This window comes from Streptomyces aurantiacus JA 4570 (assembly GCF_000414115.1).
In the GTDB taxonomy this organism is placed as follows: Bacteria; Actinomycetota; Actinomycetes; order Streptomycetales; family Streptomycetaceae; genus Streptomyces; species Streptomyces aurantiacus_A.
The window spans coordinates 58,297-82,075 of record NZ_AOPZ01000007.1 but is presented as its reverse complement, the minus strand read 5'-3'; the positions used below and the strand labels follow the sequence as shown (position 1 = coordinate 82,075).

Below are 23,779 nucleotides of genomic sequence, written 5' to 3'. Positions count from 1 at the left end.
AACTGCTTCAACCGCCCGGACTACTTCGGGTCGTTGGGCCGAAGGGTCCACACGACGGTCATCTCTCCGGTCACGGCACCGTCCTCGCGCGTGATGGCGATGGCGACGGGGAACTCCGGCCGCTGTCCCGCGTCGAGCTCGGCGACCACGTCGGCGACGGGCCTGCCGAGCGTGGCGGTGGCCTTCACCGTGCCCATCGCGAGCTTCTTGTACGCGATGTCGGCACGCACCGCCAGCGGCACGGCCCGCGCCAGCTCCGCCCCGAAGGCCGCGATCACGATGGCGCCGCTCGCGGACTCCCCCAACGTGAACATGGCTCCGGCGTGCGGACCGCCCACGTGGTTGTGGTACTCCCCCTGATCGGGCAGCACGACCACGGCCCGCTCGGGCGTGGTCTCCAGGAACTCGAGATTCAGGGTCCGGGCCATCGGCACGGTGGCGGCGAGCATCTCGCCGATCGACATCTGGTCTGCGCTCATACCCAGATGTTACCCATGAGTAGCCTCTCCTGCCAGCCCCCGGCCCCTCCGGCCCATCAGTCGTCGGCCGACCCTTCCAACTCCCCTGCCGCGCCCGGCCGTAGGGTGGACCGCCATGAACCCGCAGGATCAGAACCCGTACCGGCAGCCCGGGTACCAGCAGGCCAATCCCTATCTGCAACCGCCCGAGGGCGGCGGAAGCGGGGGGAACAGGACGGCGGCCATCGCGGTGATCGCGGCGGCCGCGGTCGTCGTCGCCGCGGGCGTCACCGGTTTCGTGCTGCTGGGCGGCGACGAGGACGATTCCGCGAAGCCCGGCCCGGCCCGGTCGAGTGCGTCCCCGACCCCGGCGGACGCGGACCGGCGCCGCACGGACGGCGGCCCGAAGCCCACGGTCCCGGGCTGGAAGGCCGTGATGAATCCCAAGAGGGGCGTCGCGTTCGACGTGCCTCCGCAGTGGTCGCCGAAGTCCGTCCACTGGGTCTCGTGGGTCTCGGACGACGCGGGCCCCGAGGACAACAAGCTCGCCGCGATGGCCGCGCCCGCCTACCTGAAGGAGCAGTGGTGCGCCTTCGACGAGGACAAGGACGGCACCAGCGAGTACGCGCCCCTCGGCGGCGCGGGCACCAGGATCAACAGAGGCGCCAAGAACACCGAGGACATCGCGCGCGAGAGCTCGACCGCGTGGGTGTACGGCGCGTACGCGCAACCGGAAAAGAAGAAGGTCAAGGCCGGCGCGGTGGAGTCCTACACCACCAAGTCCGGCATCAAGGGCAGCCTCGCGACGGCCGAGTCGTCCGGTGTCACAAAGAAGGGCAAGTGCGACACGGACGGCAAGGCGACGGTCTTCGCGTTCAAGGACGCCGGGGGCGAATTCGTCTCGTGGGCGTTCCACGGCGCCAAGGACGTGAAGGAGGAGATTCCGGACGCGACGGTCCGGAAAATCCTCAGCACCGTACGCGAGTACAGGGCGTCCGACGAGAACTGAGCGCCTCCAGAGGGGCGTTGTGATCACCCCCGGACAGCACCCGTATCGTTGTCGGCCATGTGGCCAGGACAGCAGCCGCCCGGGGGCGAGCAGAACCCGCAGGACCAGGGCGCCAACCCGTATCAGCAGCCCGGATACCAGCAGCCGAATCCATACCAGCAGCCTGCCCAGCAGCCCGGATACCAACAGCAGCCGGGATACCAGCAGCCCAACCCGTACCAGCAGCCGACCGCTGTCGGGCAGCAGGGGCAGTGGGGTGGCGCGCCGACCGCCCCGGGCGCGCCCCAGCCGTCGGGGGGAGGCGGCGGCGGGAACAGGACCAAGGTCATCGCCATCACCACTGCGGCCGCCGTGGTCGTGGCCGCGGGTGTCACCGGCTTTCTGATACTCGGCGGCGACAAGGACGACAAGGCGGACAAGGGTGACAAGGCCGGTTCCTCGGAGCAGGCGTCCGAGAAGCCGTCGGCCCCGTCGGACGGCGACGACGACGGCCGGGGCACGGGCGGCGGGCCGAAGCCGACCGTCCCGGGCTGGCAGGTCGTGGTGAACCCCAAGTGGGGCACCGCCTTCGACGTACCGCCCGACTGGCAGGTGGAGGGGCCGACCCGGGCCATCAACTTCGAGGACCACAAGACGGGCGAGCCGATCACGACGATGGGCTCCCCCGCGGTCCTCAAGCCGAAGTGGTGCACCTCCGACGACGACAAGGACGGCCGGTCCGAGGACGTCGAGCTGAGCGCGGCGGGCACCAAGGGCGCGCGGGGCGGCAAGAACACCGACGAGGTCGCGGTGAACACCGTCGGCTGGTGGATCTACGGCGCCTACACGCAGCCGGACAAGAAGACCATGACGTACGACGAGAAGGCGAAGCCCTACACCACCAAGTCGGGCGTCAAGGGCAGCATCGCCTGGGGCCGCTCGACGAACACGCCGCAGAAGGGCAAGTGCGCCTCGGACGGCAAGGCGATCACCTTCGGCTTCAAGAACTCCGAGGGCGACTTCGTGTCCTGGAGTCTGTACGGCGCCAGGGACGTCAAGGAAGAGGTCCCGGACGCGACGATCATGAAGATCCTCGCCACGGTGCGGCTGTACGGCGAGCCCACGGGCTGACGGCGGAGCGCCTGACGGGGCGGCGGGCCACGGACTCAGGGAGGGGGCGCACCCCCGCCCCCGCACCACCCACCCCACTTCTTCACCACTTCGTCACTGCTTCGTCCGCCCCCTGCCCCGGAGGCCGTCCGGCTGGTGACCGGGCGTGGCACCCGGACCCCCGCCCCTCTATGGTTACTGGCCATGTGGCCAGAACAGCAGCCGCCCGGGGGCGAGCAGAACCCGCAGGACCAGGGTGCGAACCCGTATCAGCAGCCCGGGTACCAGCAGCCGAATCCGTACCAGCAGCCTGGATACCAGCAGCAGCCGGGATACCAGCAGCCCAACCCGTACCAGCAGCCCAACCCGTACCAGCAGCCGCCCGCCGGGCAGCCCCCCGTGGGCCAGCCCGGGCAGCCGGGGCAGCCGACGGGAGGGCAGCCGCAGTGGGGCGCGCCCACGTTCCCGATGGGTACGCCCCAGGCCGGCGGGGGCGACGCGGGCGGCGGCGGGAACGGCGGTGGCAACAAGACGAAGATCACGGCCATCGTCGCGGCCGCGGCCGTGGTCGTGGCCGCGAGCGTCACCGGCTTCCTGGTCCTCGGCGGTGACGGCGACGACAAGGACGGCAAGTCCGACCAGGCCAACACCAAGCCGTCCAAGTCGGTCTCCAAGAAGCCGAGCCCCAAGCCGTCGGACGACGACGACAACCCGCGCGGCACCGGCGGCGACCCCAAGCCGACCATCCCCGGCTGGCAGGTCGTCGTGAACCCCAAGTGGGGCACGGCCTTCGACGTACCGCCGGACTGGGTGGTGAAGTCCCCGGACACGTTCATCGGCTTCGAGAGCAAGAAGGGTGACGGCACCAAGCCGCTCATCATCATGTCCGCGCCCGCCGTCTTCAAAGAGAAGTGGTGCACGTCCGACGACGACAAGGACGGGCAGATGGACGACACCTCGCTCGCCACCGTCGGCACCAAGGGCCAGAACGGCGCCAAGAACACCAAGGACGTGTCCCGCAACGACTCGGCGTGGTGGGTCTTCGGCGGCTACACCGGCCAGGCGAAGGCCGACAAGAAGAAGATCAAGATCGGCAAGGTGGAGTCGTACACCACCAAGTCCGGCATCAAGGGCAGCGTCACGACGTCCACGACGTCCGGCGCCAAGGGCTCGGACAAGTGCGACTCCGAGGGCAAGGCGACGACGTTCGCGTTCAAGAACGCGGCCGGCGACTACGTGGCGTGGACGCTGCACGGCGCCAAGGACGTGAAGGAAGAGGTCTCCGACGCCCAGGTGCGGAAGATCCTCGCGACGGTGCGGCTGAACGGGGAACCCGAGGAGTCGTGAGCGGGCGCTCACGGCTCGGGGGTCCTGAGTCGTGAGCCGGTTCGCCCCGGCCGCCGTTCCGCGGCCGGGGAAATCATTTGGCAAGGCCGCTGTCCTGCGGCGATAGTCCCGTGGTGACTTCTCCCGCCGCCTCCCGCCGCCCCTCCTGGGCCGGCCGCAACTACACGCTTCTCACCGCCGCCGCGATCATCACCAACCTGGGTGGCCACGGTGCGCTGATCGCGGCGGCGTTCGCGGTGCTCGACGCCGGCGGGGACGGCGGTGACGTGGGCCTGGTCGCGGCGGCCCGCACGCTGCCCCTCGTGCTGTTCCTGCTCATCGGCGGCGCGGTGGCCGACCGGCTGCCGCGCCACCACGTCATGGTCGCCGCCAACGCGCTCAACTGCGTGTCGCAGGCCGCCTTCGCGGCCGTGGTGCTCGCCGGGGATCCGCAGCTGTGGCAGATGATGCTGCTCACCGCGCTCGGCGGCACCGGCCAGGCGTTCTTCGGGCCCGCGTCCGAAGGCATGCTGCTCTCGTCCGTCAGCGGCGAACAGGCGGGCCGCGCCTTCGCGTTGTACCGCATGGCCATGCAGGGCGCGGGCCTCGGCGGTGCGGCGCTCGGCGGACTGATGGTCGCGGTCATCGGGCCCGGCTGGGTACTTGCCGTGGACGCGGTCGCGTTCGCGGCCGCGGGCGCGCTGCGCGCCTTCCTCGACGTCGGTCACATACCCCGGCGCGCCCCGGGCGGCGGTCTGCTCGCCGATCTGCGGGACGGCTGGCGGGAGTTCACCGGACGGCCCTGGCTGTGGTCGATCGTGGCGCAGTTCTCGGTGGTGGTGGCGGTCGTCGGCGCGGCCGAGTCGGTGTTCGGGCCGCTGGTCGCCGAGGACGAGCTGGGGGGCGCGGGGCCGTGGGGGCTCGCGCTCGGGGCGTTCGGCGGGGGCACGGTCTGCGGGGCGCTGCTGATGATGCGCTGGAAGCCGCGGCGGCTGCTGTTCGCCGGTACGTTGTGCGTCTTCCCGCTCGCCGCGCCGTCCGCGGCGCTCGCGGTGCCGCTGCCGGTGGCGGGGCTCGCCGCGGTGATGTTCGTCAGCGGCGTCGCCGTCGAGGTGTTCGGCGTCTCGTGGATGACGGCCATGCACCAGGAGATCCCGGAGGAGAAGCTGTCGCGCGTCGCTGCGTACGACTGGTTCGGTTCCATCGCGATGGTGCCGCTCGCGACCGCGCTCGCGGGCCCCGCCGAGGAGACCTTCGGCCGGTCCGCGTCGCTGTGGGGCTGCGCCGTGCTGGTGGTCGTGGTGACGGCGGCGGTGCTGTTCGTTCCGGACGTACGGAATCTCACGCGGCGTACGAAGGAAGTCATGGCCTCGCGGGAACAGGGAGACGCGGGTGCCGAGGAGTTCGTGCGGGCCGATCGGTAGAAGTGCCGATCGGTAGAAGTGCCGATCAGTAGAAGTGGCGTACGAACACGTCCGACTTGCCGTTGGTGTCGCCGGGCACGATGTCGTCGGCCGTGGACTGGAAGACCACGTCGCGGCCGCCGGCGCTGACCGCGTCGGTCCCGGCCGAGGCCGGTTGGTCCGCGACGATCTCCTCGGTGCCCGTCCGCAGGTCGCGCAGCGTGAGCGACGGTCCGGTGGTGTCGTGCGGGGCGTACAGCAGATATCGGCCGGTGGGATCGATGGCCACGCCCCGCACGTTCGGCAGGGATTGGGCGGCACCGGTGCGCACGTCGTGGACGTAGGTGTCGGAGCCCGAGAGGTAGACGACCTTGCCGCCGTCGTCGCTGAGCTGGACGAGGGTCGCCTGCGCGGCAGGGCCCTCGATCGGGCCGGAGGTGGTACCGCCCGTCCGGTCCCATACGAAGACGTCCTTCGCCTTGCCGTCCTGGTAGGCGACATGGCGGCCGTCGCCGCTGATGGACGGCCGGGACGGCTGGGTGTGGTCGAGGGCGGCGACGGTCTGGTTGCTGCCGCCGTCGTTCCAGTCCTGGACCTCGATGCGCTGGCCGAACGTCGGTTGCCGGGGCGAGCGGACGACATGGGCGGTGTAGCGGCCGTCCGCGCTCAGCGACGGCTGGTCGCAGCTGTAGGCCGAGCAGTTGAGGGAGGCCGTGCGTCCCGTGCCCACCTGATACTGGCGAATCCGCACGTTGGTGATCCACTGATGCGCATAGCCGAGGTATTCCCCGTCGCCGCTGATGACCGGGGGCTGGATCGGGGCAAGGTTCCCCATCCGCTGGATCTGCTTCGTCCGCTGGTCGCGGACGAACACGCTGTCGCCTTCCGTCGCGGCGTCGGGCGTGAGGTTCGTCGCCGACGACGAGAAGACGACGCGGCGGCCGTCGTGCGTGATCGAGGCGCCGGCGGAGTTGCCGTCGGCCTCGGTGCCGTCGGCCGCGGCACTGACCCTCTCGACACCGGCTCCGCGGGCGCCCACGACGCCCGCCTCGGCCGAGGCGGATCCGGGCAGCACCGCCGTGACCGCGCAGGCCGCGAAGGCCGCGCTCAGGGCGGCCCGCACACGTCTGGCACGTGCGGTGGCGCTCCCGTTGACGTTTCCCCTCATTTTCCCCCCAGGCAGGACGCAGTCCCTCCTCCGATTCCGCACCGGAGGACCACAAGCATGCAACCGCGACGGCGCTGTGGGGTCAATGCGTCACATGACGTATCAGCCGGCGGCCCCTCAGCCGACGCTGAACGCCCCGTCCGGCGGTTCCGGCGAGGCCACGGCGTCCGCGTCGCGTACGGCACGGGCGTCACCGATGAAGCTCCGCAGCGCGTCGCCGTGCACCACCCGTGCGGGAAACGCGTCCGCGGCGGTGCGGCGGACGAGCGCGGCCACGTCGAGCGGCGCCCGCGCGGCCAGCAGCACCGCGTTGCCGAAGCGGCGGCCGCGCAGCACGGAGGGCTCGGCGATGAGCTCGAGCTCCTCGAACACCTCGGCGAAGGTGGCCAGTTGGGAGCGGAGGAAGGCGAAGGGCGCGCCGGCCCCGCTGCCCGCGCCGTCGGCGAGGTTCGCGGCGTAGCAGCCGTCCGCGCGCAGGACGCGGCGCACCGCGCGGGCGTACGCGTCCGACGTCAGGTGCGCGGGCACCCGCGAGCCGCCGAACACATCGCCCACGAGCACGTCGGCGCTGTCCGCGGGCGCCGCCTCCACCCAGCTCCTGGCGTCGGCGCCGTGCACCGTGATCCCGGAGTCCGCGGGCAGCGGCAGCTGCTCGGCGACGAGCCGGAGCAGCCCCCGGTCCGCCTCGACCACGTCCTGCCGGGAACCTGGCCGCGTCGCGGCGACATAGCGGGGCAGCGTGAGCGCGCCGCCGCCGAGGTGCACGACGTCCAGCGGCCGGCCGGGGGCGGCGACGGTATCCAGTACGTGCGCGAGCCTGCGGGCGTACTCGAACTCCAGGTACGTGGGCGCGTCCAGGTCGACGTACGACTGCGGCGCCCCGTCGACCGTGAGCAGCCAGGCGCGCGGCCGGTCCACGTCGGGGAGCAGCTTGGCGATGCCGTGGTCGACGGTGCGCGTGACGGGTATCGGCTCGGCGTCGGGGAGCGCTTCGGGCGCCGCCGGGGACGGTGCGTCGGTCGGCGACTCGGGCTCCTCGGGGACGGATCGCTCGGCTGGCTCGTTCACCGGTCCATTGTGCCCGCCTCCACCGGGACTGCTGCCCCGGCGGAGGCGGGCCGCAACGGGCCCCGAGCGCAGGCGGGCCGCGACGGGCCACGACGGCGTCAGCGCCCGCCGCCGCCTTCGGAGCGGAACGTCAGCCGACCTCCGTGACCGTCCCGGCCCCCACCGTCCGCCCGCCCTCGCGGATCGCGAAGCCGAGCCCCGGCTCCAACGGCAGGTCACGGCCGAGCTCGACGGTCATGGTGACCGTGTCGCCGGGCCGGGCGACGGCCGCCTCGCCCAGGTCGATGTCGCCGACCACGTCCGCGGTGCGGATGTAGAACTGCGGGCGGTAGCCGGTCGACACCGGGGTGGCGCGGCCGCCTTCGCGGGCGGACAGGACGTACACCTGCGCGGTGAAGCGACGACTGGGACTGACGCTGCCGGGCGCGGCGACGACGTGGCCGCGGCGCACGGCGTCGCGCGGCATGCCGCGCAGCAGCAGCGCCACGTTGTCGCCCGCCTGCGCGGAGTCCATCGGCTTGCCGAAGGTCTCCAGGCCGGTGACGACCGTCTCGGCGTCGTCCCCGCCGAGCACCTGCACCCGGTCGCCGACCCGCACGATCCCCCGCTCGACGGCGCCGGTGACGACCGTGCCCCGGCCGGTGATCGTGAGGACGTTCTCCACCGGGAGCAGGAAGGGCGCGTCCACATAGCGCTCCGGCATCGGGACGTACGTGTCCACGGCGTCCAGGAGCGCCTCGACCGCCGCCGTCCAACGCGGGTCTCCCTCAAGGGCCTTGAGCCCCGAGACCCGGACGACGGGCACCGCGTCGCCGCCGTACCCGTGGGAGGACAACAGCTCGCGGACCTCCAGCTCGACCAGGTCCGTCAGCACAGTGTCCTCGCCGTCGTCGACGGCGTCCGCCTTGTTGAGCGCGACGACGATGTGGTCGACGCCGACCTGGCGGGCGAGCAGGACGTGCTCGGCCGTCTGCGGCATGATCCCGTCGAGCGCGGACACGACGAGGATCGCGCCGTCCAGTTGGGCCGCGCCGGTGACCATGTTCTTCACGTAGTCGGCGTGGCCGGGCATGTCGACGTGGGCGTAGTGCCGGGTGTCGGTCTCGTACTCGACGTGCGCGATGTTGATGGTGATGCCGCGCTGCGCCTCCTCCGGCGCGCGGTCGATGCGGTCGAAGGGCACGAAGGTGCCGGTGCCGCGCTCGCTGAGGACCTTGGTGATGGCGGCGGTCAGGGTGGTCTTGCCGTGGTCGACGTGGCCCATCGTGCCGATGTTGAGGTGGGGCTTGGTGCGGACGTAAGCCGTCTTGGACATGGCGGTTCCTGCTCCGGAACTCGAAAGGTGAGGCCCGCGCGGCACGGACGGCCGGCGGACGGGGACCCCTGGGGCCTGGCCGACCCTCCCCCTGCGGGGTCCGCCGGAATGTCCGGGGAGGGTCAGCTTCGGGCGCCGTCGGAAGGAAGGGCGGTGAGCCGCGCCGCGACCGCGAGGGCGGCGAGCGGTGCTGCGAGCGGGAGGACGGCAGCCCGAACAGCGTCCGCGACTGCGGACAAAGCTGTGTGAAAGGCGTGCCGGAACATGTCGCCGATCATTGCCGACGCCCTGCCCGGCGTCGAATGAATTTCCCTGACGCACGCGTCACTTGAGGTCCGGCGCGCCCCGTCAGCCGCCGCAGTTCTTCAGCGCCTCCCGCACCGACAACGGCGCCAGCACGTCCCGGTGCCGCCCCACGAAGTCCCGTACCGCGTCCGGATCCGTCTTCGCGTACTCCCTCAGACACCAGCCGATCGCCTTGCGGACGAAGAAGTCGGGGTGCCGCGCCTGCCGTGCGCAGTACGCGAAGAGGCGGCCGGTGTCGGTGGCGTCCTTGAAGCGGAGCTGATGGAGCAGCGCGGTGCGGGCGACCCACAGGTCGTCGTCCTCGATCCACTCGTCCATGGCCGTCCGCAGCCCGGGGTCGGCGGCGACGAGCCCGCCGACTACGTGCGCGGCGAGCGCGTCGACGGTGTCCCACCAGGAGCGCGTCGTCACCAGATGCCGGGCCACCGGCAGGAACGCGGACGAGCACCGCTTCACGTGCCGCCGCAGATAGTCCACGGCGAAGTACTGGTACTCGCGCTCCGGCAGCTCCCAGCAGCGCAGCGCGATCGCGGCGCAGTCCGCCTCGTCGGGCCGCGGCGTTCCCGCCAGGACGGCGCGGGCCAAGTCCCGGCGGACCGGCGACGCGAGGCCGAGGAACGGCGCGATGTCCTTCATGTACGCCCGCATGTCCGCGGCCCGCACCGGATCGGCCGCTGGTGCGTACGTCGCCGTGAGCCGCCCGACGACGGTGTCGGCGAGAGCACTTCTCGGCACTGCGACTGGCACTGTGACGCCCATGAGACGCACCATACGGCGATCAGACACATGTGCCGGTTAGTCTCTCCGGATGCTCGACACCGCCGCCGCCCCGACGCCACGCCTCGCCGTGCGCTGCACGCGGGTGCTTCTCTCGCCGTGGGCGCGGCTGTCCCTGCTCGTGCTGCTGCTCGCCGCGGCGGCGACGGGCGTGCTGTTCTTCGAGCCGCAGCGGCTGCTCGCGGACGGCTGGCCGCCGCAGTTCGGCGGCGCCGCCGCGGTGTGCGTGTTCGCGGTGGCGTACGGCGCGTGCACGGTCGCGTTCGTCCCGCGGCCGCTGCTCAACCTGGCGGCGGGCGCGCTGTTCGGCTCGGCGGCCGGGCTGTCCGCGGCGATCGCGGGCACGGTCATCGGGGCCGGGGTGTCCTTCGGCCTCGGCCGGTTCCTCGGGCAGGACGCGCTGCGGCCGCTGCTGCGGGGCCGCTGGCTGAAGGCGGCCGACGGCCAGCTCAGCAGGCACGGGTTCCGCTCGATGCTGGCGGCCCGGCTCTTCCCGGGCGTGCCGTTCGCGGCCGCCAACTACTGCGCGGCGGTGTCCCGCATGGGCTGGCTGCCGTTCCTGCTCGCCACGGCCATCGGCTCGATCCCGAACACGGCGGCCTACGTCATAGCGGGCGCCCGCGCGTCCACGCCCACGTCGCCCGCGTTCCTGATCGCGATGGGGTTCATCGTGGTGACGGGTGTCGCGGGCGCGGTGGTGGCGTGGTGCAAGCGGCATCGCCTGCGGGGGCGGCACTGAGGCCGGACGGCCACCCGGCTTCTTCCGCGCCACCTCTCTCCCCTCTCCCCTCTCCCCCCTTCCCCTCGCCTCCCCTTTGCCAGATCCGCAAAGTTCCTTGCCGGTCCGTCCCTCCTGGGCACACGCTCTGCCGCGTACGAGCACCCACGCGCCCCCAGGAGGACGACCGATGACCGACACCTCTTCGCCCCGCAGCGCCCAGGCGTACTGGGAGGACTTCTACCGAGACCGCGACCGCGACGCCGCGCCCGACCGCCCGAGGCCCAACGAACTGCTCGTCCGGGAGGTCGCGGGGCTGCCGTCCGGCACCGCGCTCGACCTCGGGTGCGCCGAGGGCGGCGACGCGCTGTGGCTCGCCGAACGCGGCTGGCGCGTGACGGCCGTCGACGTGTCGGCGACCGTGCTGCGCCGGGCCGCCGGCCGCGCCGCGCGGGCCGGGCTCGACGAGCTGATCGACTGGCAGCGGCACGACCTGTCGCAGTCGTTCCCGGAGGGCTCCTTCGACCTCGTGTCGGCGCAGTTCCTGCACTCGCCCGTGGCGCGCGACGGCGAGCGCGAGGGCATCCTCGGCCGGGCGGCCGACGCGGTCGCGCCCGGCGGGGTGCTGGTCATCGGGAGCCACGCGGGCTGGCCCTCCTGGCAGGACGAGCCGCCGTTCGCGTACCACTTCCAGACCAACGCCGAGATGCTCGCCCAGCTCGGCCCGGCCGGGCGGGAGTGGACGGTCGAGACCGACGAACTCCTCACCCGCGAGCTGCCCGGCCCCGACGGCCGGCCCGGCTCACGCGCCGACGCCGTCCTCACGCTCCGCCGCGCGGGCTAGCCCGCCGCGGTGCGGGAGACCGTATCCGGCGGCCCTCGCGCGGGGGCTTCATCTTGTGACGCTACGCTGCCCCCGGCGAGGCACGTGATCACCCCTCCCGGCCCACCGACCGACCCCGCGCACGCACGCACCACGCCTCGCCGCTCCTGGTCCCCCTCCAACGCCTCTGACCGCCACCTCCCGGGTCAGCGCACGATCAGTTACTGGACGGCGCAGTTTTCATGTCTTGGCTCGAATCGTTCATTCTCGGACTCGTCCAGGGACTGACCGAGTTCCTTCCGATCTCATCCAGCGCGCATCTGCGACTGACCGCGGCGTTCGCCGGCTGGCACGACCCGGGTGCCGCCTTCACCGCGATCACTCAGATCGGCACCGAGGCCGCCGTCCTGATCTACTTCCGCAAGGACATCGGGCGGATCATCTCGGCGTGGTTCGGCTCGCTGTTCGGCAAGGTGCCGCGGTCCGACCACGACGCCAAGATGGGCTGGCTCGTCATCGTCGGCTCGATCCCCATCGGCGTCCTCGGCGTCACGTTCAAGGACCAGATCGAGGGGCCCTTCCGCGATCTGCGCCTGATCGCCACGACGCTGATCGTCATGGGCGTCGTCCTCGGTATCGCCGACCGCCTCGCGGCGCGCGACGAGACCGGCGGCAAGCACCGTGCCGTGCGCGAGCGCAAGGGGCTCAAGGAACTGGGCGTCAGGGACGGCCTGATCTACGGCGTCTGCCAGGCCATGGCGCTCATCCCCGGCGTCTCCCGCTCCGGCGCCACCATCAGCGGCGGCCTGCTCATGGGTTACACCCGCGAGGCCGCGGCCCGCTATTCCTTCCTGCTCGCCATCCCCGCCGTCCTCGCCTCGGGTGTCTTCGAGCTGAAGGACGCGGGCGAGGGCGGCCATGTCTCCTGGGGCCCCACGATCTTCGCCACGATCATCGCGTTCGTGGTCGGATATGCCGTAATCGCGTGGTTCATGCGCTTCATTACCACCAAGAGCTTTATGCCCTTCGTGTACTACCGGATCCTGCTCGGCATCGTGCTGTTCATCCTCGTCGGTGCGGGCACGCTGAGCCCGCACGCGGGCGAGTCGGCGGGCTAAGGGCTGTCCTGACCGACGCACCGACGGCGGCGTCCGCCGTGGCGGCGGAGTGACGGACCGGTTGTGCGCGGCGATGGCGGGAAGGCGTACGTCATGCCGGTCGATCACACGCAGGCCCCTGTCCTCGAAGCGCTCACCGACTACCGCGAGCACGGGCACATGGCGTTCACGCCCCCGGGCCACAAGCAGGCCCGGGGCGCGGATCCCGCGGTCCGCGCGGTGCTCGGCGACGCCGTGTTCCACGGCGACCTGCTGGCCTCCGGCGGTCTCGACGACCGGCTGACCCGGGCGGGGGTGCTGCGGCGCGCGGAGGAGCTGATGGCGCACGCGGTGCACGCGTCCCACACGTTCTTCTCGACCTGCGGCAGCTCGCTGTCGGTGAAGGCCGCGATGCTCGCCGCCGCGGGCCCGCACACCGAGCTCCTCATCGGCCGGGACGCCCACAAGTCGGTGGTGTCCGGCCTGGTCCTGTCCGGAATCCGGCCGGTGTGGGTGGAGCCCCGCTGGGACGCGGAGCGCCACCTGGCCCATCCGCCCGGGCCCGCCGACTTCGAGAAGGCTTTCGACGCCCACCCCGACGCGCGGGGCGCCCTGGTCACCAGCCCCACTCCGTACGGGGGCGCCGCCGACCTGGAGGGAATCGCCCGGGTCTGCCACCGCCGCTCCCTGCCCCTCATCGTGGACGAGGCATGGGGCGCGCATCTGCCGTTCCACCCCGAGCTGCCGGCCTGGGCCATGGACGCGGGCGCGGACGTGTGCGTGACCAGCATCCACAAGATGGGCAGCGGCCTGGAACAGGGATCCGTCTTCCACCTCCAGGGCGACCTGATCGAGCCCCATCTCCTGGAGGGCCGCGCGGACCTGCTCGGCACCACCAGCCCCTCCGTCCTCATCTACGCCGGGCTCGACGGCTGGCGCCGCCAGATGGCGCTGCACGGCCGCGAACTCATCGGCCGGGCCCTGGACCTCGCCCACGAGGTACGGGCGGCGATCGAGAACATCGACGGCCTGCACGTCAACGACCGGGCCGACTTCTGCGGCCCCGGCCTCGCCGCCGACTTCGACCCGCTGCCCGTGGTCATCGACGTCACGGGCCTCGGCATCAGCGGCTATCAGGCGGCCGACTGGCTCCGCGAACACCACGCGATCGACGCCCACATCGCCGACCACCGGCGCGTCAGCACACAGCTCACGCACGCCGACAGCGAAGACACCACACGCCCGCTGATCCAGGCGCTCACCGCGCTCGCCCGCGGCGCGTCCCGGCTGCCGCGCCCGGTCCCCGTCGAGGTCCCCTCCCCGGCCGAGCTGCGTCTGGAGCAGGCCGTGCTGCCCCGCGACGCCTTCTTCGGGCCCGTCGAGGACGTACCGATCGGCAAGGCGGACGGGCGCGTCGCCGCGGAGATGCTCACCCCCTACCCGCCCGGCATCCCCGCCGTCCTGCCCGGCGAACGCCTCACCCCGCCCGTCCTGAACTACCTCCGCTCGGGCGTCGCCGCCGGCATGAACGTTCCCGACGCCGCGGACCCGGGCCTGGACTCCGTACGAGTCGTCGCGGACGGCCCGGCCGCCGGGCGAGACGCCAACTAGTCACGGTACGTAGTCACTTACGCCCCATCAACCCCTGTGTTACCTAAAACGGCCGTCTCGGCACGTTGTGTAGGCAAGGGTGGCGCTTTTTCCGTCAGATGGGTGCACGCTGGGGGGACGGGCGTATCCCCCGGTCGGCCGCCGCCGGTTCGTCGGCGGGGGCGGCGGCCGCAGGTGCGAGGACGTGGCGGCTCCCCCTCCGCCGGGCGTCCTCGCACCGCTGCCCTCTCCTCGGGGGCGGGCGGGAGCCACCCCCGAGGAGAGGAGGAGCCGGGACCGCGGTGTCCGCCGCCTTGGAGCGCGGCCCCGGCTGCCTGTCACCCCTCGCCTACGACCGCGTCAGGCGCGGCCGCCACATGCCGGACGGCACGACCGGCCGTGGCACGGCGGTGAGGAGAGTGGGCACGGCTGCGGTCGACGTCGGACGGTCTGCGTGCGGGTCGACAAGTCCATGGGAAGTCCAGAAGTCCAAGGGGGCGTTCCTGGCTGTGCCGATGCCTTGGTGGCCGCTTCCTGACCATGCCGGTGCCCACGGCAGTCACCCAGGGCCGCGCGGTGAAGAGCGCGGTCGCATACGGGAGGCGATCCCCCGCCGGGGGCCGCCGCGCCGGTGCAGTCCTGTCGATTCCTGGTGGGCTCCCACCCCGTCGCGGGCGCCAACTCCCGTGGGCGGAGCGGCGGTTGTGCCGTCGTCGCGCACCGGTGCCTCGCTCGCGAGTGGTTCCTGGCCGGGGCCACAGCGCAGCAGATGCCGCTCGCCGCTCAGGACGGGCCCGGTCAGCGTCAGGAACCCGATGTCCGGCGCGACGTCCAGGCCCCGCGCGCTCGCGGCCCGGCGGCACGCGCCGACCTCGTCGGTCGCCACGAGCCAGCGGGGCCTGCCCAGCGCCGTGACCGCCCGCACCGCACGGTGGGCGCCGTCCATGTCCTGGGCGTCGTCGGCCTCCAGGACCACCCACTGCCGGGGGGCCACCACGGGAGGCAGCGCCCGCGCGACCGGGCCGGCGTCGGGGACCAGCGCCACCGGCGCCCCGTCGCTGACCACCAGGCTGACCAGTTCCACATACGGCCGCCCGCGCCGGGCCACCGCCAGGCGCCCCGCCCAGGCCCGGGCCAGCACCTCACGGCACTCCGCCTCCGTCATGCAGCGCACGTTCCCCACAGCCGACCTCCTCTTGCCGCCACGTCCCGGAAGGGCTGCGGGCGGACAGGGATGACGCCCCCACCAGGGGGGCGCGCCAGGGTCCGGGGCACGGTGCGCCGTCGGCCGGCCAGGGGTCGGCCACGACGCCTTACTTCTCTTATGCGCGGTCCGGCTCCGCTTATGCGCGCCGCGACTCCACTTGTGCGCGGCCCGACTCCCCCGGTGCGCCGCCCGCCCCCGCACTCCAGGTCATACGTCCAGGCCGCCCCGCTCCACGAGCCGGCTCACGATGACATTGCGCTGGATCTCGTTGGTGCCCTCGCCGACGATCATCAGGGGCGCGTCGCGGAAGTAGCGTTCGATGTCGAACTCGGTGGAGTAGCCGTGACCGCCGTGGATGCGCAGGGCGTTGAGGGCGATCTGCATGGCGGTCTCGGAGGCGAAGAGCTTGGCCATGCCCGCCTCCATGTCCACGCGGTGTCCGGCGTCGGCCCGGCGGGCGGCGTGCAGGGTGAGTTGGCGGGCGGCGGTGAGGGAGGTGGCCATGTCCGCGAGGTAGGTGCCGATCGCCTGGTGCTGCCAGATGGGCTTGCCGAACGACTCCCGCGTCCGCGCGTAGGCCAGCGCGTCCTCCAGGGCCGCCCGGCCGACTCCGAGCGCGCGGGCGGCGACCTGGAGCCGCCCTGTCTCCAGGCCCTTCATGATCTGGGCGAAGCCGCGGCCCTCGACCCCGCCGAGCAGGGCTTCGGCCGGGGCACGGTGGTCCGCGAACGTCAACTCGCAGCTCTCGACGCCCTTGTAGCCGAGTTTCGGCAGGTCCCGCGAGACCGTCAGGCCGGGACCGTGCTCGACCAGGAGGAGGGAGATGCCGCGGTGCGCCGGGGTGGCGTCGGGGTCGGTCTTGCACAGCAGGGCGATCAGCCCCGAGCGGCGGGAGTTGGTGATCCACGTCTTCGAACCGTTGACGAGGTAGCCGTCCGCGTCCTTGCGGGCGACGGTGCGCAGGGCCTGGAGGTCGGAGCCGCCGCCCGGTTCGGTGAGGGCCATGGTCGCGCGCGTCTCGCCCGTGGCCATCCGCGGCAGATGGCGGCGGCGCTGCTCCTCGGTGCCGAAGTGCTGGAGCAGCTTGGCGACCACGGTGTGCCCGCCCATCGCCCCGGCCAGGCTCATCCAGCCGCGGGCGAGTTCCTCGGTGAGCAGGACGTAGCAGAAGGTGGAGACGGGAGTGCCGCCGTACGCCTCCGGGACGGCGAGACCGAAGACGCCGAGCTCCTTCATCCGCTCGATCAGGGCCTCCGGGTAGGTGTCGGCGTGCTCCAGCTCCCGTACGACCGGCTTCACCTCCTTGTCCACGAAGTCGCGCACCGTGGCGACGACGAGTTGCTCGTCCGGGGGCAGGATGTCGAGCGTGCTCACGCGGGGACGCTCCTTCTCGCGACGACTGCGGGAGGACCTGTGCTGGGGCAAACGTACGGGCCCGCCACCCGAAGGCGGCAGGCCCGTACGGGACGCTTCGGGTCAGCAGCTCATGGCCCACGTGTGGGAGTCGCCGTCGTCGTTGGCCGCGCCGTTGTAGCCGACCTCCTGGCCCGGGGTGAGGCAGATGGTCATGTGTCCGCCCTGGTGGGCCCGCGAGTACACCTTGACGTGGTCCTTGACGCCGGGGCCCGAGATGCCGTGGTTGGCCCACGAGGAGTCCTCGTCCGCGATGTAGCTCTCCCACCAGCCGTCGTCGCCGGACCAGTTGGCGCGCTGACCGTCGAAGTTGGAGTGTTCCCAGGCGCAGAAGTGGCCGCTGGGACAGTCGGCGGCGCCTGCCGGGGTGGCCACGGCGAGGGTTCCGGCCACGAGCAGCGCCGCCGCCATGCCGAGGAGAGCCCGCTTGACGTTCCTCGCCCTCGGTGCGGACGCGGGTTGCGGGGCGGTTGCGAGGGGGGACTCAGGAGTGGCGGAGGAGTGCTTCAGCGTCATGTCGGGCTGTGGCCTTTCTGCGTGGTGTGCTTCGGGTGTGCGGCGCACGGCTTTCGGCCGACGAGCACCGTCAGGCCGCCAGGCTGCCCCCGCGCGGATCCGCGCATGCGGCTGTTCACCCAAAGGTGTAAAACCGGGTCGGAAGAAGCCTTTCCTCGCATACGAGGAGGTAGGGGCCCGCGACGGGCTCACGCACGGCGCACCCGACGGCTCAGCCGCGGTCCCGGTCCACCCGCTCCCTGTCCCGGTCGCGGTCCACCCACGCCCCGCCCCGGTCCCGGTCCAGCCACTCCCCGTCCCGCACGATGACCCGCCCCCGCAACTCCGGCTCCCCGCGCCACGCGAGCACCGTCCGCGGCACCACCCGGATGTACAGGAACGGCCCGTCCTCCGCCCTCGGGTCCCACCCGAACTTCCCGGCGAACGCGTCCGCCGCCTCCGCCGGGACGTCCGGCGCGGGAAAGCACTCCGCCTCCCCGCGCAGCACCACCACGTCGAACGTGTCGGGCAGCGCCAGCCGCACCCGCGGCTCCGCCCGCGCGTTGCGTGCCGTAGCGGACGTCTCGCCGGTGCACATCCACACCGATTCCCCGTCCCACCAGAACCACAGCGGCACTTGGTGCGGGCCATGCCCGGGATGGGCGGTCGCCAGCCAGATGTCCCGTTCGCGGTCGAGCCGCTCCAGGGTGTCGCGGGTACGTTCCCGCAGGTCGCGCCGTGTGCTTCCGGTGGTCTGCATGACCGCCGACCCTAATCGGCGCTCCCTGCGCCGCACATGGGGCTCCGGCCCTACGCGCCCTACTCCTCCCGGCCTACGCGGCCCGGACCGCGGCCCCCGGGCGGCTCCGCGCCGGACGGTGGCCCCGGCGGCTGCCCGCCGTCCGGGCGAGCGCGTCGAGGTGGGCCTGGATGTAGGGGACGGCCACCGTCTCCAACTCGCCGTCGATGAAGGCGGGCTGGACGTTGACCTCGAAGACGACCCCGCCGTTCTCGATCGCGAGGTCGACCCCGGCGAAGGGCAGCCCCATCGACGCGGTGGCGGCGACGGACAGTTCGGCGAGGCGCCGCGGCAGGTCGGCCGGGGCGATGGGGACGGCCGTCGCCCCTTGGCAGGTGTTGCAGGGCGTGTCCGTCGCGGGCTGGATGTGCTCACGGGCATGGATGACGCGGCCGCCGAGCACGAACACACGGAACTGGTGCCGGTCGCCGTCGGCGGTGACGTTGCCGGCGTCGCGCGACAGCAGCCACGCGCTGCGCCGACGCGCGTAGTAGTCGGTGGCTTCGGCCAGTTGGGCCTCGGTGGTGACGTGGAAGGTGTCGCTGCCGCCGGTGCCGACGACCGGCCGGGCCCAGGTGTCCCGTCCGAGCCGCTCGAAAGCGGCGGCCGCCTCGCGTGCGCCCGGCCGCGACAGGACGACGGTGTCCATGTGGGCGACGCCGTCCCGCTCGAAGTGGGCGACCGTGCGGTCCTTCTCGGTGGCCGTACGCCACGCCGCGACGCCGGCGCCCAGCGTCACCGCGTGGTGGTGGGCGAGGAGGCGCTGGAAGGCGGCGAGGGCGCGGCGCCGGTGCGGCGGGATCTCGTACAGGACCACCACGTCAGGCACCACCTCCAGCCCCTGGTCGGGGACGTGCAGGCGTAAGCGGACGCCGTCGCGGTCCCGCACGCGGCCGGTGCCGCACGGGGCGAAGTGCCGGGCGTCGATGCGGTGGGGCGGGGCGCCCGTGAGCACTTCGACGGCCCGGGCGAGGTACTCCCGGCAGCCCTCTGGGGACGTGGGGTCGGCGATCAGGGCGACGCACGGTCCGGACACGGCTGCCTCCAGCGGCTCTCGACGCGCACTCGGCCCGCGCGCACGTCGCGGCGCGGACCCGGGTGGAGTTCAGGGCGGGATGGTGCCTGCCCAGCGGCAGGAGGCCACCGCACCCCGTGCGGCGCCGCGTCGGCCGCGCCCGCTGGTCGTCCCGGCGGTGGCGGGCCGGGGCGACGCCCGCCCGGGGGTGCTGGTGACCACGGGACGGGGCTGCGCCCTTTCCGCGCCCTTTCCGCGATCCGTGCCGCAGGGCCGAGGCCCTGCCTTGCCGTGCCGCAGAGCCTTGGGCCCACACTGTAAGCGCGGGCCGGACACCCTGCCAGGGCGCAGGCAGGCCCGGCTCCTGCTCCCGGCCCTGCGCCGCCTGCCCCGCCCGTGCGCCCTGTGCGTCGCGCCGTGCCCCGCCCCGGCCGGGCTCGGGCTACGGCTCCGACTCCGGCCCGTCACATCGGGAACGACAGCAGCCGCACCTCTCCCGGGGGCCACTCGGCCCCGTCCACGAGCGGCGTGCGCATCGTCCGCAGCGGCATGACCACCGGGCCGCCCGCCTGCTCGACGCGGATGTCCTGTTCCAGCGTGCGCCAGCCGAGCCGCTCGTAGAGGGCGACGAGGGGCGGGCGGCAGAAGAGCAGCGCGTGCCGGGGGCCCAGCGTGCGCGCGTGGTCGAGCGCCGCCGTCAGGACGGTCCGGGCGAGGCCGCGGCCCCGCAGGTCGGCCGCGACGGCCACGCCGCCGACGCCGATCACCTCGGCCTCGGTGCCGCCGATCGACACCGGCACCCTCAACAGGCCCGCGTGGGCCACGAGTCGGCCCTCGGCCCTGACGCCGAAGTGAACTTCCTTGGGCAGCCACGTCAGACCGGCGTCGTCCACGCCGAAAGGGTCGGGTGCGTCGCCGAGTATCTCGACCAGATCGGCCGGTGTGTACGCGGTGAGCCGGACCGCGGCCAGAGGCATGGGCAGCGGCTCGGCCGTGAGTGTGGAGGTGGATGTGGGTGCGGGAAGATGATCAGCCATACCGGCATCATGCGCGGCGCCACACTCGCCTCACAAGGGCCGTCCCGAGCCTCAACTTGCCCCATTTATCCGGCATTCCCCATCCCGCACGCCCCATGAGGCAACGTACGAAACCCCACGAAGCAACCCTTGCGCGTCCCTCGTCATCCTCCAGGTCCGGGGGACCAAAGCAACTGGATGAACGGGAGAACGTCTTGATCCATGTCCCGCGCTCGGTGACCGCCGCCTCGGCGGTCCTCGCGCTGGCGGTGGGGGTGCCGGGCCTGGCGCACGCGCAGCCGTCCGCCGACCGAATACCGTCCGCGTCACCGAGAGACGCCCTGCCGTCGACATACCCCGCGTCACCGGGGGACCCCGCACCGCCCGGGGAAGCCGAGGGCCAACTCCCCAAGGGCTGGCGGATCGACGGGTCCGGCGCCGGGAAGCACCTGGTCTGGCGCGCCCCCGAGCCCGTACCCATGGGTGACGCGCGCGTCGAGTTCTACGCCGGCGACCGGCTCATCGGCGTCCCGAAGCCCACTGACGACCAGCGGACGTTCCGACTGCGCCTTGACGGCGCGAGCATCGGACAGGCCGCGGAGCTTCAGGCGCAGGCCGGTGGCCGCCGTCTGGACGAAGGCGCGAAGGACACGCCCGCGCCGCCGCGGGTCTCGCCGCCCGCCGAGTCCGCCGCTCCCCAGCCCGCGAACCGCGTCGACCCCGGCGTCCCGGGCAAGTACCGCACCGTCAGCGGTGAGTACACGCAGAAGTCGGTGCGCCTGCCCGGCTTCCCCAACCCCGTGGAGATGCGGGCCGCCGTGGTGGGCCCGGTCGACGCCCCGGGGAAGCGGCCCCTCGCGCTGTTCCTGCACGGCCGCCACTACACGTGCTTCAAGTCCGGCGGCGCCCAGGACGGCGGCTGGCCCTGCAAGTCCGGCATGAAGCCGGTGCCCAGCCACCGCGGCTATCTGCACGACCAGAAGCTCCTCGCCTCGCAGGGCTATGTGACGGTGTCGATCTCCGCCAACGGCATCAACGGCCAGGACGACGTCGCCCAGGACGGCGGCGCGCAGGCCCGTTCGTCGCTGGTGCGTCAGCACCTCGCCCGCTGGGCGGACTGGTCCGCGGGCCGCGGCGACGCGCCGAAGGCCGTGCGCGACACCGCCCCGGCCGATCTGTCCAAGGTGCTGCTCGTGGGCCACTCCCGGGGCGGCGAAGGCGTCAACCGCGCCGCGCTCGACAGCCTGACGCCGCCGCCGGCCGCCGAGGACGGCGCCCCGGGCCCGGCGCGCTGGAACATCCGCGGCACCGTCCTCATCGGCCCCACGATCTTCGGCCAGAACCCCGTTCCCGACGTGCCGTCGATGACGATCCTGCCGGGCTGCGACGGCGACGTGTCCGACCTCCAGGGCCAGATCTACGCCGACGGGACGCGCGGCGTCGGCCGGGGCACCGCCCTGCACAGCGCGGTCTATGTGGTGGGCGCCAACCACAACTTCTTCAACAGCGAGTGGACGCCGGGACAGGCGCAGGCCCCGGCCGACGACGACTTCCAGTCCGGCGAGCGCCCCGACCCGGTGTGCGCGCCGGGCAAGGACACCCGCCTGACCGCCAAGCAGCAGCAGACCGCGGGCTCCACGTACATCGCCGCGGCGGCACGGCTTTTCGTCGGCGGTGACGACCGGGTGCGCCCGCTCCTCGACGGCTCCGGCCGCCGCGCCCCCTCGGCGAAGCCCGCGCGCGTGCTGACCCACGCCGTCGGCGGCAACCGTACGCCCGCGTTCGTGCCGAGTTCCTCGCTCGCCGTGTCCGGCGGCCGGCTGTGCGCACAGGTGGACAGCAGGAACTCCCGTGCCTGTCTCCCCTCCAGCACGCGGGGTGCCTCGCCGCACTTCGCCGCCTGGGAGACCTCACCGGAGCCCGGCCGCCACGCGGTCGCCATGCGCTGGTCGCAGGCGGGTGCCGCGACGAAGGTACGTCCCGCGAAGGCCGTCTCCCTCGACGGCGCCGACGCGTTGGCGCTGCGCGTGATCGTGCCGCCCAACAGCACCGGAACGCGGCTCGACGTCGCCGTCTCCGACGCGTCGGGGAAGCGGGTGACGCTCGGCGAGGTCCGCGTCGACGGCCTGCCCGGCACCGAGGTGACCGCCTCCTACTGGGGGCGCGAGGTGCGTGTGCCGCTGTCGGCGGCCGCCCGCGCGGGGCTCGACCTCAAGAAGGTGACGTCCCTGGAGCTGACCCCGCGCAACCGGTCCGGGCGTGCCTGGCTGATGGACGCGTGGGGCTGGCGCCCCGGCACTCCGGACGCCGGAGCCGCCGAGCTGGCGCGGGTCGACATCGGCCGGCTCAAGGTCAAGGAAGGCGACTCCGGAGTCCGGAACTACCGCGTGCCGATCCGGGTCTCGGGGCAGGGCAGCGGCAAGGTCCGCCTGTTCGTGACGGACCCGAGGACGCACAAGACGACCCACAAGACGGTCACGGTGCGGCCGGGCGGCGAGCCCGTCGAGGTGCCGGTCACCGTGCGGGGCAACAAGCGCTACGGCGCCGACGTCTCGCACGACGTGCTGGCCAAGGCGGTCCGCGGCGCGGTGGTCGGTTCGTACCACGGAGGCGTGCAGGTGACCGAGGACGACCCGATGCCCAAGGTCACCGTGAAGCCGGTCGCGGACCGCGTCACGGAGGGGAAGGCCCTGAAGTGGCGCGTCACGCTGTCCGCCACGGCCGACGTGGACATCGAGACCGGCTTCGACATCCGGCGCGTGAGCGGCGGCAAGGAGCTGTCCACCAAGGACGTCGACAAGCGCTGGCTGAAGGACACCTTCGGGAGCTCGCCGAACCCGGCCCGCCGGCTGTCCAAGGTCTCGGAGATGCCGTACATCCCGGCGGGCATCGCCGCGGGCAAGCGGAGTGCCGAGGTGACCGTGCCCACGGTCAAGGACCGGGTGCGGGAGCCGAAGGAGTCCGTGCGGCTGCGCCTGGTCACCTACGACCAGGCGTGGGAGCCGCACCCGGGCCCGGAGGTCACGGGGACGGTGCGCGACCCGTCGTAGCCCGGATCGTGGCGCGGCCGCGCGCGGACTCCCAGTCCGCGGCGGCCGCGCCGCCGAGGAAGTGCACGTCGTACCGGTCCTGTTCGGGCAGGAGGCCCTCGAACGTGTCCAGGCCGTGCTGAATGCGGCCCAGGGCACGGAAGTAGCCGAACCGGTCGACACCCGGTGTCAGGACCGCCAGCAGATCGGCGGTCGCCCCGGGCGCCGCGCCGAACGCGTGCGGCATCCCGGGCGGGATGACGACGAGTCCGCCTCGCGCCACCGTCGTCATCCCGCTTCCCAGGAAGAACTCCACCACCCCGTCGAGCACGTAGAACAGCTCCGTCGACCTCGCGTGGTGGTGCGGCCTGGCCCCGTCGGCCCCCTCGCCGAGGGTGAGGCGGTTGGCGCCCAGGGCGCCGCCGGTGGCCGAGGCGTCGGCCAGCAGGTCGAAGCCGCCGCCGTGCGGCAGGGGGACGTGTTCGGCCGCGCCGGGCGGCACGATCAGGGCGGGGACGCCCGGGGTTGCCGGGGCCGTCATCTCGTTGTCTGTCTGCTGTCTGTCCACGGCTCCCATTCAAGGCCGGGAAGAAGACGCGAACCAGAAGCAGTTGTCCCCTGCAGAAATCACCGATCGCGATGAATCACGCGTCGGTGC

The 23,779-nt window shown here is 72.8% G+C and carries 21 protein-coding genes; 9 read left to right on the top strand and 12 right to left on the bottom strand.

The features are described 5' to 3' along the window. Positions 1-20: 20 nt before the first annotated feature. Positions 21-464: a DUF4442 domain-containing protein gene (locus STRAU_RS01010; protein ID WP_063890310.1), complete on the bottom strand. Its 444-nt coding sequence runs from the start codon at positions 462-464 to the stop codon at positions 21-23. Between the two features lie 130 nt (positions 465-594). Between STRAU_RS01010 and STRAU_RS01005 the strand changes: the two genes are divergently transcribed. From STRAU_RS01005 to STRAU_RS00990, 4 genes are all read left to right on the top strand, one after another. After that, complete coding sequence (locus STRAU_RS01005; RefSeq protein ID WP_016638340.1) at positions 595-1,467, top strand: DUF8017 domain-containing protein; 873 nt, start codon at positions 595-597, stop codon at positions 1,465-1,467. 57 nt (positions 1,468-1,524) lie between these two features. Continuing rightward, positions 1,525-2,577, top strand: a complete 1,053-nt coding sequence (locus tag STRAU_RS01000) for a DUF8017 domain-containing protein (protein WP_016638339.1) — start codon at positions 1,525-1,527, stop codon at positions 2,575-2,577. 183 nt (positions 2,578-2,760) lie between these two features. Continuing rightward, a complete protein-coding gene (locus STRAU_RS00995; RefSeq protein ID WP_016638338.1) occupies positions 2,761-3,903 on the top strand; it encodes a DUF8017 domain-containing protein in 1,143 nt (380 codons plus the stop codon). A 110-nt stretch (positions 3,904-4,013) separates the two neighbouring features. Next, positions 4,014-5,306, top strand: coding sequence for an MFS transporter (locus STRAU_RS00990; protein ID WP_016638337.1), 1,293 nt, complete (start codon positions 4,014-4,016; stop codon positions 5,304-5,306). A 25-nt stretch (positions 5,307-5,331) separates the two neighbouring features. Here STRAU_RS00990 and STRAU_RS00985 read toward each other — a convergent pair whose 3' ends face one another. The 4 genes from STRAU_RS00985 to STRAU_RS00970 all read right to left on the bottom strand — a co-directional run bounded on the left by STRAU_RS00985 (position 5,332) and on the right by STRAU_RS00970 (position 9,913). Further along, complete coding sequence (locus STRAU_RS00985) at positions 5,332-6,453, bottom strand: TolB-like translocation protein (protein WP_052028900.1); 1,122 nt, start codon at positions 6,451-6,453, stop codon at positions 5,332-5,334. 117 nt (positions 6,454-6,570) lie between these two features. Next, positions 6,571-7,422, bottom strand: a complete 852-nt coding sequence (locus tag STRAU_RS00980) for a spermidine synthase (protein WP_037656903.1) — start codon at positions 7,420-7,422, stop codon at positions 6,571-6,573. Between the two features lie 229 nt (positions 7,423-7,651). After that, the gene (gene tuf, locus STRAU_RS00975; protein ID WP_016638333.1) at positions 7,652-8,836 is read right to left on the bottom strand and encodes an elongation factor Tu; all 1,185 of its coding nucleotides are present in this window, start codon (positions 8,834-8,836) and stop codon (positions 7,652-7,654) included. 348 nt (positions 8,837-9,184) lie between these two features. Next, positions 9,185-9,913, bottom strand: a complete 729-nt coding sequence (locus tag STRAU_RS00970) for a DNA alkylation repair protein (RefSeq protein WP_106967764.1) — start codon at positions 9,911-9,913, stop codon at positions 9,185-9,187. A gap of 37 nt (positions 9,914-9,950) precedes the next feature. On the opposite strand from STRAU_RS00970, the gene STRAU_RS00965 reads away from it, so the two are divergent. The 4 genes from STRAU_RS00965 (at position 9,951) to STRAU_RS00950 (ending at position 14,168) form a co-directional block, all read left to right on the top strand. Beyond that, the gene (locus tag STRAU_RS00965) at positions 9,951-10,658 is read left to right on the top strand and encodes a TVP38/TMEM64 family protein (RefSeq protein ID WP_016638330.1); all 708 of its coding nucleotides are present in this window, start codon (positions 9,951-9,953) and stop codon (positions 10,656-10,658) included. A 169-nt stretch (positions 10,659-10,827) separates the two neighbouring features. Next, a complete protein-coding gene (locus STRAU_RS00960; protein ID WP_016638329.1) occupies positions 10,828-11,481 on the top strand; it encodes an SAM-dependent methyltransferase in 654 nt (217 codons plus the stop codon). A 221-nt stretch (positions 11,482-11,702) separates the two neighbouring features. Next, on the top strand, positions 11,703-12,578 hold the full coding sequence (locus STRAU_RS00955) for an undecaprenyl-diphosphate phosphatase (RefSeq protein ID WP_016638328.1): 876 nt from the start codon (positions 11,703-11,705) through the stop codon (positions 12,576-12,578). A 93-nt stretch (positions 12,579-12,671) separates the two neighbouring features. Then, positions 12,672-14,168, top strand: a complete 1,497-nt coding sequence (locus tag STRAU_RS00950) for an aminotransferase class I/II-fold pyridoxal phosphate-dependent enzyme (RefSeq protein WP_037656900.1) — start codon at positions 12,672-12,674, stop codon at positions 14,166-14,168. Between the two features lie 538 nt (positions 14,169-14,706). Here the strand turns inward: STRAU_RS00950 and STRAU_RS41205 are convergent. The 6 genes from STRAU_RS41205 to STRAU_RS00920 form a co-directional block, all read right to left on the bottom strand. Continuing rightward, a complete protein-coding gene (locus tag STRAU_RS41205) occupies positions 14,707-15,312 on the bottom strand; it encodes a hypothetical protein (RefSeq protein ID WP_016638326.1) in 606 nt (201 codons plus the stop codon). A 249-nt stretch (positions 15,313-15,561) separates the two neighbouring features. Further along, on the bottom strand, positions 15,562-16,728 hold the full coding sequence (locus STRAU_RS00940; protein WP_016638325.1) for an acyl-CoA dehydrogenase family protein: 1,167 nt from the start codon (positions 16,726-16,728) through the stop codon (positions 15,562-15,564). Between the two features lie 102 nt (positions 16,729-16,830). Further along, positions 16,831-17,178, bottom strand: a complete 348-nt coding sequence (locus tag STRAU_RS00935) for a peptidase inhibitor family I36 protein (RefSeq protein WP_016638324.1) — start codon at positions 17,176-17,178, stop codon at positions 16,831-16,833. Positions 17,179-17,494: 316 nt separating this feature from the next. Beyond that, complete coding sequence (locus STRAU_RS00930; RefSeq protein ID WP_016638323.1) at positions 17,495-18,022, bottom strand: pyridoxamine 5'-phosphate oxidase family protein; 528 nt, start codon at positions 18,020-18,022, stop codon at positions 17,495-17,497. A 73-nt stretch (positions 18,023-18,095) separates the two neighbouring features. Beyond that, complete coding sequence (locus STRAU_RS00925) at positions 18,096-19,097, bottom strand: ATP-grasp domain-containing protein (protein ID WP_016638322.1); 1,002 nt, start codon at positions 19,095-19,097, stop codon at positions 18,096-18,098. A 443-nt stretch (positions 19,098-19,540) separates the two neighbouring features. After that, positions 19,541-20,113 carry a GNAT family N-acetyltransferase gene (locus STRAU_RS00920; RefSeq protein ID WP_016638321.1) on the bottom strand — a complete coding sequence of 191 codons (573 nt, stop codon included), beginning with the start codon at positions 20,111-20,113 and terminating at the stop codon, positions 19,541-19,543. 194 nt (positions 20,114-20,307) lie between these two features. On the opposite strand from STRAU_RS00920, the gene STRAU_RS00915 reads away from it, so the two are divergent. Beyond that, positions 20,308-23,142 (top strand): alpha/beta hydrolase, encoded by a 2,835-nt coding sequence (locus STRAU_RS00915; protein ID WP_016638320.1) that lies wholly within the window; start codon positions 20,308-20,310, stop codon positions 23,140-23,142. Here STRAU_RS00915 and STRAU_RS00910 read toward each other — a convergent pair. Next, complete coding sequence (locus STRAU_RS00910; RefSeq protein WP_016638319.1) at positions 23,114-23,698, bottom strand: cupin domain-containing protein; 585 nt, start codon at positions 23,696-23,698, stop codon at positions 23,114-23,116. The genes STRAU_RS00915 and STRAU_RS00910 overlap by 29 nt on opposite strands. Positions 23,699-23,779: the final 81 nt, after the last annotated feature.